This window comes from Paenibacillus jepli (genome assembly GCF_047238105.1).
In the GTDB taxonomy this organism is placed as follows: Bacteria; Bacillota; Bacilli; order Paenibacillales; family Paenibacillaceae; genus Paenibacillus_D.
This window is the reverse complement of sequence record NZ_JBDFMD010000001.1, coordinates 3,567,254-3,584,034: the sequence shown is the minus strand read 5'-3', so window position 1 is coordinate 3,584,034 and position 16,781 is coordinate 3,567,254. Positions and strand designations below refer to the sequence as shown.

Annotated in this window: 11 protein-coding genes; 1 reads left to right on the top strand and 10 read right to left on the bottom strand. The window is 58.7% G+C overall.

Annotation, left to right across the window (positions count from 1 at the left end; all coding sequences use genetic code 11):
• The first annotated feature begins 22 nt into the window (after nucleotides 1-22).
• Entirely contained in the window at nucleotides 23-871 is an 849-nt protein-coding gene (locus ABC336_RS15800; protein WP_413239538.1) for a metallophosphoesterase family protein, read from the top strand.
• Between the two features lie 418 nt (nucleotides 872-1,289).
• Here ABC336_RS15800 and ABC336_RS15795 read toward each other — a convergent pair whose 3' ends face one another.
• The 10 genes from ABC336_RS15795 to ABC336_RS15750 all read right to left on the bottom strand — a co-directional run bounded on the left by ABC336_RS15795 (nucleotide 1,290) and on the right by ABC336_RS15750 (nucleotide 16,632).
• Nucleotides 1,290-1,589 (bottom strand): hypothetical protein, encoded by a 300-nt coding sequence (locus ABC336_RS15795; RefSeq protein ID WP_413239537.1) that lies wholly within the window; start codon nucleotides 1,587-1,589, stop codon nucleotides 1,290-1,292.
• Nucleotides 1,590-1,652: 63 nt separating this feature from the next.
• Nucleotides 1,653-2,510: an AraC family transcriptional regulator gene (locus ABC336_RS15790; protein ID WP_413239536.1), complete on the bottom strand. Its 858-nt coding sequence runs from the start codon at nucleotides 2,508-2,510 to the stop codon at nucleotides 1,653-1,655.
• A gap of 187 nt (nucleotides 2,511-2,697) precedes the next feature.
• A complete protein-coding gene (locus ABC336_RS15785) occupies nucleotides 2,698-3,471 on the bottom strand; it encodes an ABC transporter permease (RefSeq protein WP_413239535.1) in 774 nt (257 codons plus the stop codon).
• Nucleotides 3,464-4,405 (bottom strand): ATP-binding cassette domain-containing protein, encoded by a 942-nt coding sequence (locus ABC336_RS15780; protein WP_413239534.1) that lies wholly within the window; start codon nucleotides 4,403-4,405, stop codon nucleotides 3,464-3,466. Before ABC336_RS15780 ends, ABC336_RS15785 begins: the two co-directional genes overlap by 8 nt.
• A gap of 140 nt (nucleotides 4,406-4,545) precedes the next feature.
• Complete coding sequence (locus tag ABC336_RS15775; protein ID WP_413239533.1) at nucleotides 4,546-5,145, bottom strand: TetR/AcrR family transcriptional regulator; 600 nt, start codon at nucleotides 5,143-5,145, stop codon at nucleotides 4,546-4,548.
• A 120-nt stretch (nucleotides 5,146-5,265) separates the two neighbouring features.
• The gene (locus tag ABC336_RS15770; RefSeq protein WP_413239532.1) at nucleotides 5,266-6,795 is read right to left on the bottom strand and encodes an ABC transporter substrate-binding protein; all 1,530 of its coding nucleotides are present in this window, start codon (nucleotides 6,793-6,795) and stop codon (nucleotides 5,266-5,268) included.
• 74 nt (nucleotides 6,796-6,869) lie between these two features.
• Nucleotides 6,870-7,766 (bottom strand): carbohydrate ABC transporter permease, encoded by an 897-nt coding sequence (locus ABC336_RS15765; RefSeq protein ID WP_413239531.1) that lies wholly within the window; start codon nucleotides 7,764-7,766, stop codon nucleotides 6,870-6,872.
• Between the two features lie 11 nt (nucleotides 7,767-7,777).
• Nucleotides 7,778-8,698 (bottom strand): ABC transporter permease, encoded by a 921-nt coding sequence (locus ABC336_RS15760; protein WP_413239530.1) that lies wholly within the window; start codon nucleotides 8,696-8,698, stop codon nucleotides 7,778-7,780.
• A 90-nt stretch (nucleotides 8,699-8,788) separates the two neighbouring features.
• Nucleotides 8,789-14,113, bottom strand: a complete 5,325-nt coding sequence (locus ABC336_RS15755) for an Ig-like domain-containing protein (RefSeq protein ID WP_413239529.1) — start codon at nucleotides 14,111-14,113, stop codon at nucleotides 8,789-8,791.
• Between the two features lie 137 nt (nucleotides 14,114-14,250).
• Nucleotides 14,251-16,632 (bottom strand): helix-turn-helix transcriptional regulator, encoded by a 2,382-nt coding sequence (locus ABC336_RS15750; RefSeq protein ID WP_413239528.1) that lies wholly within the window; start codon nucleotides 16,630-16,632, stop codon nucleotides 14,251-14,253.
• Nucleotides 16,633-16,781 lie beyond the last annotated feature (149 nt).

Here is a 16,781-nt window from a genome sequence, read left to right as displayed (position 1 = left end):
TACCGATAGAAGGGTGAGGTGCATGAGGAGAGTCGTGAGGAAAGCCAATGCCGTCAATCGAACCCGTACCGCCAAGCGCAGGGTAGCAGCACGAACCCGGCGGGTTCGCGTCAGCCAAAGTATCGTCCGGTTCGCTGTGGTGGGAGACAGCCATGTGGGCTACGGGAATAGTGAGACCCTCTTTAGAAGATTGCTGACCCGGGTAGTAAGCGGCAGCAATCCGAGATATGTCATCTTCGGCGGGGACAATGCACATGCGGGGGCGGATCATGGCCAATTCGCGCAAGACCGTTACCGGACCTTCAAAAATATCGCAGATAGCGCACTGGGGCCGCGCAGCATTCCTTACAAAGCTGCCATAGGCAACTGGGAAACGACCACACGCAGCTTGTTCCGCAACTATCTCGGCACCGAGTTCGGCTTGCGCAGCATTCCGGGCACCCAGGGCCGGGTACGGCATGTGTGGCTGGATAACGCGACCGGCCGTTTTAGCACGGAGAGCATCAACTTATTACGCAGTTTGGACGACAACCGCTATTACTATATTTTCGACTTCCACTGGCCTCTGAACATTAGCGGATTGACCGTCGATCCCTCCCATGTGTTGAGCCCCGCCGAGACAAGGCGGTTCTTCGACGCTGTGCCCTCTGCGATCCGAAGCAATGTACTGGCCATCTTCTCTCACCATGCCCACCTCTTCTTCCAGAAAACATCGAACGTATATCCGGGATTCCCCAACACTAAGTTCTATGTGACAGGATGCTCGGGCGCTTATGAGTGCAGATCCCGCGACCGCGGATACTACAATGCGGCTATTGTCATTGATAACAACCGTTACTCGGTGAGAGCCTCTCCGGTGATCGTGAGTTGACAGAAGGCGAGAATGCCACATAGATGAGTAGCACCTACGGCGGGGAACCTAAGAGTAGAGAGGCTGGCTGGCGAATACGGAATGCCGCGCGGCCCCAGCCTAGAAGAAAACACGTACTTACTGCTCGCTAAGGACAAAAGTACAACTATATTCCAACTGTACTCCGACTATCGCATTCCTAACGCCAAAAGTACCATTAACTAAGCCGATATTCCCTTTTATATCCATTTTCCATTAGATTAGCTGCACTTTTGTCCTTAGACCACTCGTATACGGGTTTTCCACCGCTTTTAATTGTACTTTTGTCCTTACTGCGGCTGCGAGTAGCGTGTCTCTAGGTTGTTACTGAGCGTCACTGATTTGATAATCATAAGCATACTTCCATCCCTGAGCTTCTTTATCCAGATGAATCAGAACTTCAAAAAAAGAACGAATAGTCGAATGCCCGCATCACATCAGGCAGCCAGGCCTCGCCCCGCTTGCGACTCTCTTGCCGGAGCAGCGTGACGGACAGGATCAGCAGACCGGTGCCGACGATATGCAGGCCGATCTGCAAGGGAGTTGCAAACGGGATCAGCATTCCCGTACCCAGGCCGATTGCTGTCAGGCTCGTCCCTATGCCTGCTCCCCAAAGACGCGGGTTGCGGATATCCCGGCTCAGCAGATACAATCCGCACCATGCGAGCACAGCAAATAATATGATCTGAATCCACAGCACAAGCAATTGATCCTCCTACCCGCCTCCGCTAACTGCCAGTGTACCGCCAGTTAGCGGATAACGTTACTTCTTCTGAACCGGCACCCATATCTCTGTCCGGTAATCCTCTCCCATGGGGTCGCCAGGCGGATACAACTCAAACTCCGGACCGCCGGTATGCTCGTAGCCCGTCGCGGGGAACCATTCCTGGAAGATCCGCTGCCATACCTCCTGAATCGCGCCCGGCATCGGACCGATGGCGGTAAACACCGCCCAGGTAGCCGCAGGGATCTCCCTCGTCGACAATCCTTCCTCCGGACGGTCCGCCTCCACGGCGATCCAATAGGAGAACTCTCCATCCTCCTGGTTCATATCCGCACAGATTCCCAGCAGATCATGCGCGCCGCCCCCGAGCTCGACCAGTCGGTCGGAGGTACCGTCTGCATTGCACGCTGTCCAGAATTTCGGGATGTCGCGGTTATTTTCTCCATCCTTGCAGTTGGTGACGAATCGCTTGCCTGTGACAGTAAAGGCCTCTCTCGTGACGATACGATAATCCATGTCTTGATCCCCTCTCAGTGATAAATGAAAGGAGAGTCGCGGGCGGGCTTTCAGCCGGGCTCCCGGCTCGCGGGCCGCCGAGGGCGTGATGCCGTGCGCTTTGCGGAAGGCTTTGGCAAATGCCTCCGGCGTCTCATACCCGTATTTCAGCGCCACGTCGATGACTTTGGCTTGCTGCACGGCCAGTTCCTGGGCGGCGAGCGTCAACCTGCGCTGGCGGACGTAGTCGCCGATTGTAACGCCGGACAGCATGCGAAACATGCGCTGGAAATGAAACGTAGAGGAGCAGGCTGCCTTGGCGATGTCTTCCATAGGCAGCGGCTCGGTGATCTTGGCTTCAATATAATCCAGCGCGTCTGTCATCCGCTTCAGCCACTCCATGCCTTCACTCTCCTTGCACTCATCCTATCACGCTGCCCGTACCTGCACCTGTCATTCCGTGCTTTTATCGGACAGGGCGGCAACAGGGAACGCCGATTGATCGTCCTTTATAGGCAAGTATACCGTGCTCGATTCGATTTGTCCGCAGTTTCCCTGCATATTCGCTAAGCTCCGGTTCGAGCTGGCCTTACACCTTGCGGCGGCGGTTGAAGATCATCGCGGCTACCGTGCACGAGACCAGGAGCAAGCCGGCAAACCAGATGACGGCCAGAACACCCTGCCCTTCAATCGGCGTGCCGATCAACAGCCCGCGCATCGTCTCGATCAGCGGGGTCATCGGCTGATGTGCGGCAAAGGCATGCAGCCAGGACGGCATCGTCTCCGTAGGGACGAATGCGCTGCTGACATAAGGCAGGAACATGATAAAGAAGGTGAAGGCACTTGCCGTCTCCGCACTCCCCGCCATCAGTCCAAACACGACGGACAGCCAACTGACTGCGAGCAGAAACAGGCTAACGAGGCCGAAGACACCGAGCCAGTCGAGCAAGGAGGCCGTCGGTCTGAACCCGATTGCGATCGCGCACAGGAACACCAGCAGCGTACCTACAAGTGTGCGGATATACGTACCGATCACATGACCGTTGAGCAGGGCAGCAGGCCTGGCCGGCATGCTCCGGAAGCGCTCAAACAGGCCCCCATTCACATCCATTGCCACACTGACTGCTGTCATCGCGCTCCCGTAACCGGCGCAGGTGACGATGACACCCGGCACGATGTAATTGACATACTCGCCTCCCGTCTGGATCGCTCCTCCGAACACATAGACGAACAGCAGCATGAGCATCACCGGCAGACCTACATTCAAGAAGAGGGACTCGGGATTTCTCAGCATATGTTTTATACTTCTCACGGTCATCATATAACTGTCATGTATAGCCCAATACAGGCTGGATCTATGCATAGTGGCGCACCCCCTTACCGACTTCGCCGGTCATCGTCATAAATACATCGTCCAGTGTCGGTTTCCTGTACTCGACCGCTGCTGGCGTAATGCTGTGCTCATGCAGCGTATTCAGCGTCATCCGCAGCCGATCCGTGTTCTCTCCTGCCGGCAGACGGAGCAGCGTCTCGCTGTCGTGTTGCACTTGTAGCAGCAGACCGGCCTTGGTGCAATCCTCAGCTGTCTGAAACCGGAGCTCCAGCATCTCCTGTCCGACAATCGCTTTGAGCTCCTCGGAGGTCCCTTCCGCAACGATTCTGCCCTCGGAGAGAACCGCAATCTTGTCAGCCAGTTGATCGGCCTCTTCGAGATATTGTGTCGTCAGGAAGATCGTCACCCCGTCCTTGGCCAGATTACGGATCAGCTCCCACATCGTCGCCCGGCTTCTCGGATCGAGACCCGTCGTCGGTTCATCCAGGAAGATGACACTCGGCGATGCCAGCAGACTGACCGCGATATCCAGCTTGCGGCGCATGCCGCCAGAGTAGGTTTTGACACTTCTGCGAGCCGCCGAGCTCAGATCGAATTGCTCCAGCAGCTCTACAGTGCGCTGTTTGACTATTCGGCGGTCCAGATGAAGCAGGCTGCCCATCAGCAGCAGGTTTTCTTCGCCCGTCAACAGCTCATCTACGGCCGCATATTGTCCTGTTAAACTGATAATGTTGCGGATCTGGGCAGCATCCCTCGACACGTCGTAACCGTCTATAGTGGCCTTCCCGCCGTCTGCCTGGATCAGCGTCGATAAGATGCGTACTGTCGTTGTTTTGCCCGCGCCATTCTCTCCCAACAAAGCAAAGATCGAACCGCGCGGCACCTCGATATGGACATGATCCAGCACTTGCTTCTCCGCATACCGCTTCCGAAGCCCTTGGACTTGAATCGCTAGAGCATTCATATCATAACGCCTCCTTTTTTCGATTGACTCAATCAGTCAAAACTAGAATAAAGGGATTTCCCTCTTCTGTCAACCACTTTTGCAAGAAGCCTGTCCGCCTCTGACATCAAAAAAAGAAGAGGATGCTCCCCTTCTCCGGTTCAACGCACGGTGATCATGCGCATCAAAATATCCAGTTTGGCATCCAGACCGATCTTCCACCAATCCAGACTATCGACGATGATGCCGGAGATGACGGTCAAAAACAGATTCGCCAGCTCCGCCGGCCGGCCTGCGATGATGGAGCCTTCCTGCTGGCCCTGCTCGATCAAAGGAAGCAGCATATCGATGTACAGGTTGCCTGCCTGGGAGACCATCGTCCTGGTCTTCTCCAAGACCTCGTCGGATTTGTCGATGTGCTGGATAACCCTGAAGATATCGCCGCTGCTCTCCAGGAAGGCCAGCTTGGTAAAGGCTCTGATCTTCTCCTCCGCCGTCCCGGCTCCCGATAGCAGGCGATCGATATACTCCTGGACAAATGACATCTCCATAGCATGCTCCAGGCTCTGATGCAGCACCTCTTCCTTGGAATCGAAGTAATGGTACAGCAGGCCGTGGCTGACCCCCGCCTCCTTGGCGATCATGCTGATCTTGGTCATCTTGATCCCGTTCTCCGCAAACACCTTGATCGCAGCCTTCATCATCTGCTGCTTCCGCTCCTGGCGGATCGTCTCCAATTGCTCCTCATTCAGTGGCGCCATACGATCATATCCCCTCAACTCCCAACATAGTAGCTTTATCATAGCATGGGGGATGAAAGGATACAAAGCAGCCTCACTATAAGACAGCAGGGCACCCTGGCGGATGCCCTGCTCCTTAATCTAAGACTTCACGTTCTCCGCAACCCAAGCGTCCAGCTGCTTCTGAAGCTCTTCCCGCACCTTGTCGGCACCCGCGTTCCGCAGCTTGGTCAGATACTCCGGCAGATACGTCTCGGGATCGACGGTGCCCGTCATCAGCAGCGGCTCATACTCTGCCTTCACCGCCATGACATTGGCATACTCCGCCTTCACGGCCGAATCGTCAAAGGAGAAGCCGAAGGTCGGCTGCACGAAGGCCGATTCGTTAAGCGCCTTGGTCGCTTCCCACGTGTCCGGCGCCTGCCCTTCCACCAGATAGCCGTTGAACACGTTGCCGAACACCCAGTTCTGGGCCCGGTAGCCGCCGTTCGGATCGATACGCACGGTGTTGTCATCCAGCTTCTCATAATGCTCGCCCTCGATACCGAAGCTCAACAGATTGTACAGCTCCGGATCATTGTTGACCAGCTCGATCAGCATAACCGCCCGTTCGGGGTTGGCAGAGGTCCGGCTGACTGCCGTCAGTGTCGTAATGTTGGACGTCCGGCGTGTCGTCGCTTCCGTGAAAGGAATGCCGATGACGTCATAGCCGCCATTGGAAGCCTTCTTCTCCGCTTCGTAGCCCGGCTTCATCGCACTCTCAAGGCCAGAGGCGTACTTGCCGTTGTAGATCGCGTCGATTTGTTTGACCGTCGAGGCGTCGTCGTTGATGTAGCCTTTCTCAAACCAGCTGTGCATCAGCTCGACGAAGCTCTTGTATTCCGGCGATTCCTCCAGCAGATTGGTCTGGAAGCTATCGTCGCCGATCCGGATGCCGTTGTCGTCGAAGCCGTACATGAACGGCTCGAACTTGGTGCCCGGACCTGTCAGCATGAGCGGCGTGATGCCGGGGTCATTCTCTTTGACCAGCGCCAGGAACGGCTCCAGGTCTTCCAGCTTCTGCACGGTCGATGCGTCAAAGCCGTATTTGTCGGCCAGGTCCTTGCGGATGCTGGCGCCGTAACGCGACGTGATCGTCTGATAGTTGGGCACGGCGTAGATCTGCCCCTGGTATTTGGTCGCATCCCATGTGAACGAGGGGATCGCCTGCAGCGTCTCCGACGCATGCTGCTCCAGCAGGTCATCCAGCGGAATAAATGCGCCCTTTTTGACATTCTCGTCATAGTTGAACGCCCAGTTGGCCGTCCAGACGAGGTCAAATTTCTCGCCGGCCGCGCTCGCCGTGTTCAGCTTCGTCGTATAGCTGCCGAAGTCGACCGGGCGCAGCTTCACCGTCGCGTTGAGCTTCTCGCCGACGATCCGGTTGACCTCGTCCTCGATCTGCTGTTGATCCGGCGATACCTGGGAGACACCATAGTACCAGATCAGCTCCACATGCGGCAGCTCGCCGTCCGCACCTTCACCGTTATTGCTGCCCGCAGGCGCCGTATTCTCCGGCTGTGCCGCCGGTTCTGCATTCTGCCCTCCGGGATTGTTCGTCCCGCCGCTGCAGGCCGACAGGAACACCAGACACCCCAGCCAGACGAGCAGCATCCGCTGCATTGTTTTCATCTTAACCCCTCCATAAATTCTTTTCCCCACAAAAATCATCTTTCGTGCTTAAGCAGCCTAGATCTTCGTTCTGTTTACCCTTTCAGGGAGCCCACGGTCATCCCTTGCACAAAATACTTCTGAAAAAACGGAAACACAAACATCATCGGTCCGGCCACCAGGACGACCAAGGCCATCCGTACGGACTCATTGGGGAACTGGCTCATGTCGATGCCCAGCCCCTGGATGTACTCGCTGTTGTTGCGCAGGAAATCCAGCGTATTCATGATCCGCACCAGCAGCAGCTGCAGCGGCACCCGCCGGTCTTCGTCGATGAAGAGCAGCGCGTTGAACCATTCGTTCCAGTAGTTGAAAGCAATGAACAAGCCGAGCGTCGCCAGCGCCGGCGTGGACAGCGGCAGGATGATGCGGAAGAAGATGCGCCACTCCCCGGCACCGTCCATCTTGGCCGACTCGATGATCTCGTACGGGATCTTGCCCATGAAGCCCTTCATAATCAGCACATAGAAGGGAGAGAGCAGCCCCGGCAGGATGATCGCCCACAGCGAGTTCTTCAGGTGCAGGTACTGCGTCATCAGGATGTAGAACGGCACCAGACCGCCCGAGAACATCATCGGGATGAAGACGTAGATCGTCAGCCAAGAGCGAAACGAGTAGTCGCGCCGCGAGATCGTATAGCCGATGATGCTCGTCAGCAGGAGACTAAGCAGCGTACCCACGATGGTGATAAAAGCCGTATTGCTGTAGGCCCGCAGGATGACTGCAGGCGTCTGGAGCAGAAATTCATACGCCAGCGAGCTGAACTGGCTGGGAATAAACGAATAGCCATAGGTCGTCAAGGCGCGTTCATCGGTAAGCGACACCGCAATAATGAGGATGAAAGGCGCGATGATCGCGAGCGACAGGATAATAAAGAAGGCGTTGAGCAGGGCATTGACGATGCCGCTGCGCCGCATAGCATAGGTTTCCATCGGTCAATCCCCTACCATAATGAATTTTCTTCGCTGAACTTGCGGACAGTGTAATTGGCCGCCACCACCAGCACGAGCCCGACTGCCGATTGGTACAAGCCGACTGCCGTCGCCATCGGGATATCGCCGCTGACGCTGAGCGTCCGGTAGACGAACGTATCGATGATGTCGGTCGTATTAAACAACAGCGGCGAGTTGTTCGGGACGAAGAAGTGCAAGCCGAAATCGCCTCGGAACATGTTGCCGATCGCCATGATCATCAGGATGATGATGAGCGGCGCCAACATCGGGATCGTAATCTTGCGGGCCATCTGGAACCGGGACGCGCCATCCATCCGCGCCGCTTCGTAATACGATGGGTCGATGGCAACGATGCCGGCATAGTACACCAGCGCCGAGAAGCCGATCGACTTCCATAGATGCGCCGCCGTCAGGATCGAAGGCCAGTACGAGGCCTCCAGGTACCAGCGGATGCGGTCCAGCCCGATCGACTCGGAGAACCGGTTCAGGAAGCCGTAGTCGTGGCTAAGGAACATCTGCACCAGGAACATGACGACGACCCAGGAGACGAAGGTCGGCAGGAACATGATCGTCTGGTAATACTTGCTCCAGCGCCGCGAGATCTCGTTCAGCAGGATGGCCACCAACAGCGCCGCGATCGTCGTCACGACCCAGAACCAGAGACTGTACAGGATCGTGTTGCGGGTGACGATGAAGGCCTTCTCGGAGATGAAGAAGAACCGGAAGTTGCTGAAGCCGACCCACTCGCTGCCCAGGATCCCGAGATCATACCGGTAATTTTTGAACGCGATGACGACGCCGAACATCGTCAGATAACTGAAGACAAAGATGTACAGAATGGACGGGAGCGCGAGCAGCGTCAGCTCGCGGTCTCCCTTCTTCATGCGAAACAGCTTCTTCAAGTTGTTCACCCCCTTGCTCTAGCGGTTTGTGCACTTATCATGGCACAGGGGGTGAAGCAAAATAAATCTCAAAAAGCGGTTAAAGTATCAAATCCGATATTAAAACGACGCATTTGTTGTATCCTGCAGCGATTGCAGCAGATTATAGATGGTCTGGGCCGTCTCGTCGCGCCGTGCCGTCTGGGCTGGTCTGAACTCGCCGCCCGGATAGCCCTGCATCAGACCGATGCCGACAGCTTCGGTGATCGCGGTGCGCGCCCATCCCGAGGCCGACGGCAGATCGCTCGGCAGGGATCCTGCTGGCGCAGCGGCCTGATCGGTCGCATAGGCGTACGCCCGCAGCAGCATCATGGCTATCTCTTCACGCGTGATCGTCCGCTCCGGTGCGAACGTGCCGTCCTCCTCACCCAGGATCAGCCCCGCCTGGTAGGCGGCGGTGACGACAGATGCATGCCAGGCTCCCGGCTGCACATCGCTGAACGGCGTCGCCGTCTCTGCCGTGGAGAGGCCAAGGGCGCGGACGAGCAAGGCTGCGAATTCCGCGCGCGTCGTAGCGGCGGCGGGATCGAAGCGATCCCCGCTCCGGCCCGTCACGATATGCCGGGCGGACAGCGCCTTGACCGCATCCTGCGCCCAGTGGCCGGACGGCAGATCAGCATAATTGGCCTCATAGGCCAGCACAGCTGCCACTTCCGGTACCGTAAGCTCGGCATCGAAGGTCTGCCCGTTCGGCGCAGTTGCCCCACCCTCATACGTCCATGCACCTTCTGCTGTCGCCCGGTATAACCCCAGCCAAGCTTTAGGCTTGTCGAACTGGTCGAGCGAAAGTGTCAGCAGGACCGGCTCCGGCAGCGGCTGTTCGTAAGCAGTACGCACATCATCGCGGACGGTGAACAGTCCCAGCCGATAAGGCGATCCCGCAGCATGGTACCGATGCGCGGCGCCTGCCGGCTGCGGCAATGCCATCATCTGTTCATCGATGGTGATGAGAACATCGCCAGCCTCCGGCTTATCAGTCGGCTCGGCAGCGCTCGCCCCCTGTCCGGATATATCCCGGGCTTGCTTCGCGGCGTCTCCTCGCGTCTTGTCTGCCGCAATAGCGTTCAGCGCCTCACGCGGGAACGTCAGCGTGAGCGGTCCGCTGCTTACGGCCAGCGCTCCCTCCAGCTGCGACAGCAGCTCGGCGGACAACCGCAGCGCCGTCTCGCCCGGTTCCAGCCGCACCACGGCTGCTCCACCGTCATTGATCTCCGCCAAGTCCTCGGCACGCAGGACGCGCACCCCGTCACCGGCCTCTTGCTCCGGCTCTTCCTCAGGCTCCTGCGGCGGGACATAAGGCGGATAGTAGATCGTCCCGCTACCCCCGCCGCCTCCGCCGCCCGTTACCTTCACCGTCGCCTCGGCCGATAGTCCGCCATAGGTCGCGATCAGCTTGGTCTCGCCGGACGCGACAGCGGTGAGCAGCCCGTTGCTGTTCACTGTGGCTACGGCTGCATCGCCGGTTGTGAAGACGACGCCGTTACTCAGTTGCTCTGCCGAGCCGTCGCTGTAGACAGCTTCTACCGCAGCCTGGCGTGTGGCGCCTGGAGCGAGCTCTACCTGCGCAGGGTCCAAGCGCAGCTCGCTCAGCGTCCGCGCCGGCTTCAGCTCCAGCGTATTGGCCGCGCCGGTATAATGATAGACGTTCAGATAGCCCTCCGCAGTGATCGGGTTGGATGCATCCGCATCCAGGATGTTCAGCACCGTCACGCCGTCGACCCGCAGGATGAAGCGGATGCCGTCCTCCTCATCGATGGCGCCGATCTCGATCTCATGCTCCTGCTCGGGAAGCACCGAGGTATTCGGGATAACCTCGACCATCGTCTGGCCGGGCTTCCACGTCTGGAACTCGATCTGATCCGCCTTGATGACGACCAGATAGCCTTTGTTGGCGCCGACCCAGGTCGGATCGCCGGTGCGATCGGAGCGCAGCGCGAAGCCGTACCACCCGGTTCCGAATGCGCCGAAGTGCGCCCGGAAGCGCAGCAGCCCGCTCCCGAATCGCTCGCCGCCATAACCATAGACGCCGTCTCCGGCCAGACGCACGGTGCCCTCCCCGAACGTCAGCCCCTCGCCGCCGATCCAATCTCCGCTCCGGGCCAGATGCTCATCCAGGGCGATGACCGGATACGCCTGCTGCGCCTCCACCGTCACTTCCAAGGTGTCCGTAATCGCTGGATAGGCTGCAGACGACGCCGTCACTACCGCGGTGCCTGGCGCGACTCCGCGGATCGTGCCGTCTGCTTCGATAACCGCGACGCCCGGATCACTGGACTGCCAGACGAGCCGCCTGTCGGTCGCATCCGCCGGCGTGATCGCCGCCTCAACGCGCCGGCGCTCGCCCGGCGCCAGCAGCAGCTGCTCCTGTGCCAGCTCGATGCCGCTGACCGGCACCCGGATGATCGAGACCGTGATGTCGTCGAACTCCAGATGGGCGAAGCCTTCGACATAGAACCCGAGTCTGCCGGCCTGACTGTGTGACGGGTTGTCGCCGTCGATGACCAGTTCGCCATCCACGAATACGCGGATCGAAGGCCCCTGAGCGATGACGCGCACTTCATAGTCGGTACCCGCAGCCAAGCCCGCGCCCGGCAGGAGGACCTCCTTGAGCGTCCCCCACTGGGCATTGAACAGGATCCAGGAGGAGCCGGACTCCGAATGCCGGTAGCGGATATGGCCGCTGCCCCGCTCGCCGTTGCGGTCGTACATGATCAACACGCCGCCTTCCGGCATTACAGCCGGCGTACGCAGCCGATAGGTCAGCTCGTAGTCGCCGAACATCCGGGGATGCTGGCTGTTCGCCCCGTTGACGATGCGATACCAGCGGTTGCCCGTATCGTCCGGGACGATGCTGTGGTTGGCATCCACCAGCCAGCCATTGCCCCCGGACTCGAAATCGGTGAAGTGCAGGATGCCTTCGCCCTCGGTGACCGTGACCGATGCCTCTGCGGTAAGCGCAGGGTTGGCAGCTGAGACGACGGTGATGACCGCCGTACCCGGCAGCAGGCCGGTAACCTTGCCATCCCCATCAACCTCGGCGATCGACGGATCGCTGCTGCTGTATGTCACGCCCGTATCCGTCGCATTCCACGGCACGATCTCGGCCCGCAGCGACACGGTCTGGCCGATTGACATCGTCACATCCCCCGCAGGCAGATAGACGTCCGTCACATCGATCGTATCCGGGCTGTGCGGGACGCCGACCTTGCCTTGCGTGCCGATGTCCTCGAACGGGATTTCTACGAAGCCCGGGATACGGCTGAACACCTCGGCATCCTCCGTCAGCCGGAAGTCTCCTGCCGCCGGGTCCACGAAGCCGGGGTTCCCGCTCGCCACCCAGTTGTTCTCATAGTTCAGCAGGTTATGGATATCCCGCGCCCCGTGCGCATTGGTCTGATTCGAACGGGTAAGCGTCGGGTTGTAGATGACGTTGTTCTTGAAATCATTGGTCGTCGGGAAGTACCGGTCTTCTTCAAAAAACGTCAGCAATGCCGGATACTTCTCTGCATAGACCGAGCCCTCAAAGTTGTTGTAACGCTCGAAAAGATCAAGCCAAGCCGGCATATAATCCCGGTCCACCCGGTTGTCCGGCTCGCGGCTCATGAACATCTCGTAGTTGTCGTAAGGGACATACGTATCGATAAACATATTGTTGGCCGCATAGATATACGAGCCGGTATTGCTCTTGATCGCGCTATTGCCCATCTTGTAGAAGATGTTTTCCTCGATCGTCATTTCCATCGTCATATTATCCGGGTAGATGCCCTCGACGCCGTGCAGATGCTCCCCGATATGATGAAAATAGTTGCGCCGGATTACTGTCCCCCGCTCCTGCGGCACCATACCCGCGTTCATATAGATCGCACCGAGGTCCTGGAACTCCTTGCAGATGTCGTAGATGTTGTTGTACTCGATGAGGTGATCATTGCCATACAGCACGATCCCCGGATGCGGGGCGTCGTGAATCTCATTGCCGATCGCCTGGTTGCCGACGCCGGAGAACAGCACGCCGGGATTATAAGCCTTGTGGTAATAAGCAAAATCATGAATATGCGAATTCTCCACCCGGTTATTGCCCGGCTCCAGCGTCTCGCTACTACCGCCATGCAGCGTCACCGCCGTACCGCCGACATGCCGGATATGGGAGGAGATGATGGCGTGGTGACGGCCATTGCGGTCGCTCTCCACGCCGTCATAGGCATAGCGGCCCGGCGCGTTGATGCGCACGCCGCCGTTGGTGAAATTGCTGATGTCGCTGCTTATGATCTCGACATGGCTGCCGCCGAGGATAACCGCCGCGACATCCCTTCCGTACTCCAGCGCCAGCTCCTCGAAGCGGATGTGCGAGGCGCCCGTCGTGCGGAGCATCGGCGTCTTCAGCATCGTCACCGTCGCCTCCGCTGCACCGCTGCGGAACGCCGCGTTCGGCATCAGATACAGGATGCCAGCCGTACGGTCGATGTAGTATTCACCCGGCATATCCAGCTCCTCCAGCAGATTCTGGGCGAAGTGAAAGTCGGGATACCAGTTCTTCAGCAGACCCGACATCTCGCCATGCTGCAGGGTGATCGTCTTGCTCGCCGTATCGATATTCGCTACCTTGTTGTACGACCATTCCCAGCTGTAGCCGAAGATGCCGTCCAGCCAGATGTCCTCGGCCTGTGTCCAGTAGCGCGGCCTGTCGTACGTATAGGAGAAGGTGCCGCCGCGCTCATGCACATCCGGATCCTTGACCGTCGGACCGGGATCGACGATCTCATTCATCTGGACTGTCCCTTCGTTCGGCCAGCGGGCGAGCGTCATCCCCTCGCCGCCGATATACAGCTCCATCGGCGGCACCAGACTGAGATCATTGGCCTTCCAATAGCCGTGCCGGCTCATCTCGCCATAGTCGGTGATGCCCGCCGCCGCCAGATCGAACTGCAGCACCTGGCTGCGGGCGCCCGTATCGATGATCCGCGCCAGCACATCCGGATCGCTGACCGGCTCGAAGCCGACGCTGTCCAGCTGCTTCCCCCCCGACAGCCGCACGGTCTCGCCCGGGTAGGAGCGGTAGACGACCTGTGCATCCGCCGTGCCGGAGTCCGCCTCGTTCAGTTCAAATGTCGCCGTCCGCTCATAGACGCCTTCACGCAGATAGACGGTAATCCCGCCATCCGGCAGTCCGCTGCCGCTTTTCAGCTCCCGGATTGCATCCCTTGCCCCTTCGAGGGTAAGCAACGGTTCTTGTTCCGATCCCGTATTGGAATCGCTTCCATTTGGCGCTACAAAAATTGCCGCCCCACTCGCAGGCTCCGCCATCGCCTGCACGCCTGGCAGGGGCAGCCCCGTCCATACGAGAGACAGCGCCAACAGCCCGACCAACCACCGTTTGTTCCTTGCCACTGCATTCATCCTTTCCATCGTTTGAAATGGATTGCCTCTGTATTGTGACAAAACGGCGGCCGCTGCCGATATCCCAAAATCCGCGAATCGTGCAGCGAGCGGTTTCAATTTTTGTATTTTATACGAAAATGGGTTTGTCATGATTGTCCTAATGCCGCATTCATCCGGTATTCCTTCGGCGTGACGCCGTACTTCTTCTTGAAGAGCGTGATGAAGTAGCTGGCGTTGTTGAAGCCCAGATAATCGGCGACCTCCTTGACGTTGTAGCTGCTGCCCACGAGCAGCTCGCATGCTTTGTCCAGACGGTAGCTGTTCAGATAATCGCCGACCGAGCACTGCTCGTATTGCTTGAAGAGGCGCCCTACATAAGCCGGTGACATCTTCAGATGGGCGGCGATCGATTGCAGGCTCAGATTGATGTCGGCGTAGTGGCTCTCGATAAATTCCTTGATCGTATCGACGATGAGCTTGTTGCGGTCCTCCTTCACCGGCGTGCGGTCGGCTTCGCAGAGCTGCTGGAGGAAGCCGCCGATCAGCTCGCGCATCTCCGCCAGCGACTCCGCCTTCAGCACGTTGCGGTTCAGATGCTGCAGCTCTACCGAGCCTGCATGGGAGGCTAGGGCTGGCTCCCGCAGCACCTGCTTGATAAGGAGGATCACCTGCATGACCGCATATGTCATATAGTCGTAATGAATGGTGCCGATCAGCTCGAATGTCCGCGCCAGATATGTCTGGACGGCGGCGGCACTTTTCGTGCGGATACTCTCGGCCAGCTTGTGCTCCAGCTCCGCCGGGATGGAGAAATCATGACGGTCCTGATTGCTGCCCACCGCATTCGGCGTAATAATCGCGTCCGGTCCCAGCGCGAGTCGGTACATCAGGAGTTGGACGGTAGATGCATAAGCGCCCGTCAGCTCCCGGTAGCCCGCTGCCTGACCGCCGATGGCTGCGGCAAACGTGCGGTTCCGGTAATAACGCTGGTAGATCTGCTGCGCTTCCAGCAGAAGGCTGGACACGTGTGCCAAATCGACCCCTTCTGCCGGAACGCCGAGGATGACGACAATGTAGTCGTCATTCATATCGACGACCCGGTTGGCATAGGACCGGGCCAGCGTCTCTTCGATAATATTGCCGGCCGCGAACCGGTACAGCTTCTCCTGCCGTGCCTGAGATGCGGATAATGCCGCTCTGCCCGCCGCCGGCTGATCCAGCGCGACAACGGCCAGCTGCCACCGCCCCTCCTGCTCATCTGCAGAGGCAAACAGCTGCGGACTGGCCTCGCTGCAGTGGGCCAGCTCTTCCCGGCTCATCGAGTCGCTATCTGCAATCCAGCGGCGCAGATAATAGTCGCCCGCGATCTTGCGGCTGCGAGTACCCTCCTGATCCACCTGGCGCAGCTTATCCAGCGTCGACTGATAGACGTCGGTGATGAAGCTCATCTCGTCCTTGTCGGCTGCCGCAGCGGCTGGCTCCAGGCCGCTGCTCTGGGTGCCCGTACGCTTGAACAGCTCGAAGAGCTTGCCTACCGGACTGTACAGCCGGTTGGAGATGACCAGGGAGAGGAGGAAGCTGACAGCCAGGAACGCAGCGATCAGCAGCAGCATCGCATTGCGCAGCGCATCTGCCCGCCCCATCACCTGCTCATAGGGCACGATGTTCATGACCTTCCAGCGGCTTACGCCGACGGCCAGCTCGGAGACCACATACGGCTCGCCGCCGATCTTCCGGATGGCGAATTCCTCCGCCCCGCCGCCCCCGGCAGCACGCGCCTCGGAGGCCAGATACGCTTCCAGGGAGGATGATGGCAGGGCTGCCATCGCGTCCGACTGCAAGACGTGGCCCTGTTCGTCTACCAGCACCATACCATTACGGGCATCTGTCATATTATCCAACTGCATGATGTTCTCGAAGATCCACTGTGGCCGGATGTTGACGATGACGCTATTGGGCAGCTCACCCCCGGCAGGATAATTCTCGACCACGATATAGGAGAACAAGTCGACATGGGACTGGCTCTCGTCCAGCTTGAGAGGGATGAGCTGTGCCAGCGAGCCGGCGTCGGAAGGACCCAGCCGCTCCAGCAGCCGGCTCTGCAGCTCGGGCCAGTGCTGACGCGACCATACGCCGGAGCCGCCGCTGTAGAACTGACCGGCCGAGGCGCTGTAGACGACGATGGAGTCGACGAAGGAGGTGGAGTCGGCCAGCGTGTCCAGCTTGCGCAGTGTCTGGAACTTCATGACCGGATCCGGCTCCGATGCATTCATGAGGTAGATGATGCTCTGATCCAGGCTGGCGACGATGCCGAGGTTGCGCACGATATCGTGGATGTAGTTGATGTTGTGCTTGATCTGCGAGAGCACCTTCTGGTTCGCTTCCCGCTGCGTCTCCAGGACGGTCTCCCGGGAGAAGAGGTAGAACGACAAGGCGGTGATCAGCAGCAGGCCTGCCATCGATAGGTTGAAATAAAAGAAGATCCGCTGCAAATATTTGCGGCCTGCGATATGCCCGAGGATTTTCATCGTATGCCAACTCCGCTCCGCTGATTTGGCCCGCCCGCGCGCCTACCATGCACGCGGACGGGCGATACATTATGTCAGAGTGTACCGCCGCCGGCAAGGGCGGTCAAGGCAAATGGCGGGATTTTATAACGATGTGCGAATTTTGTTAT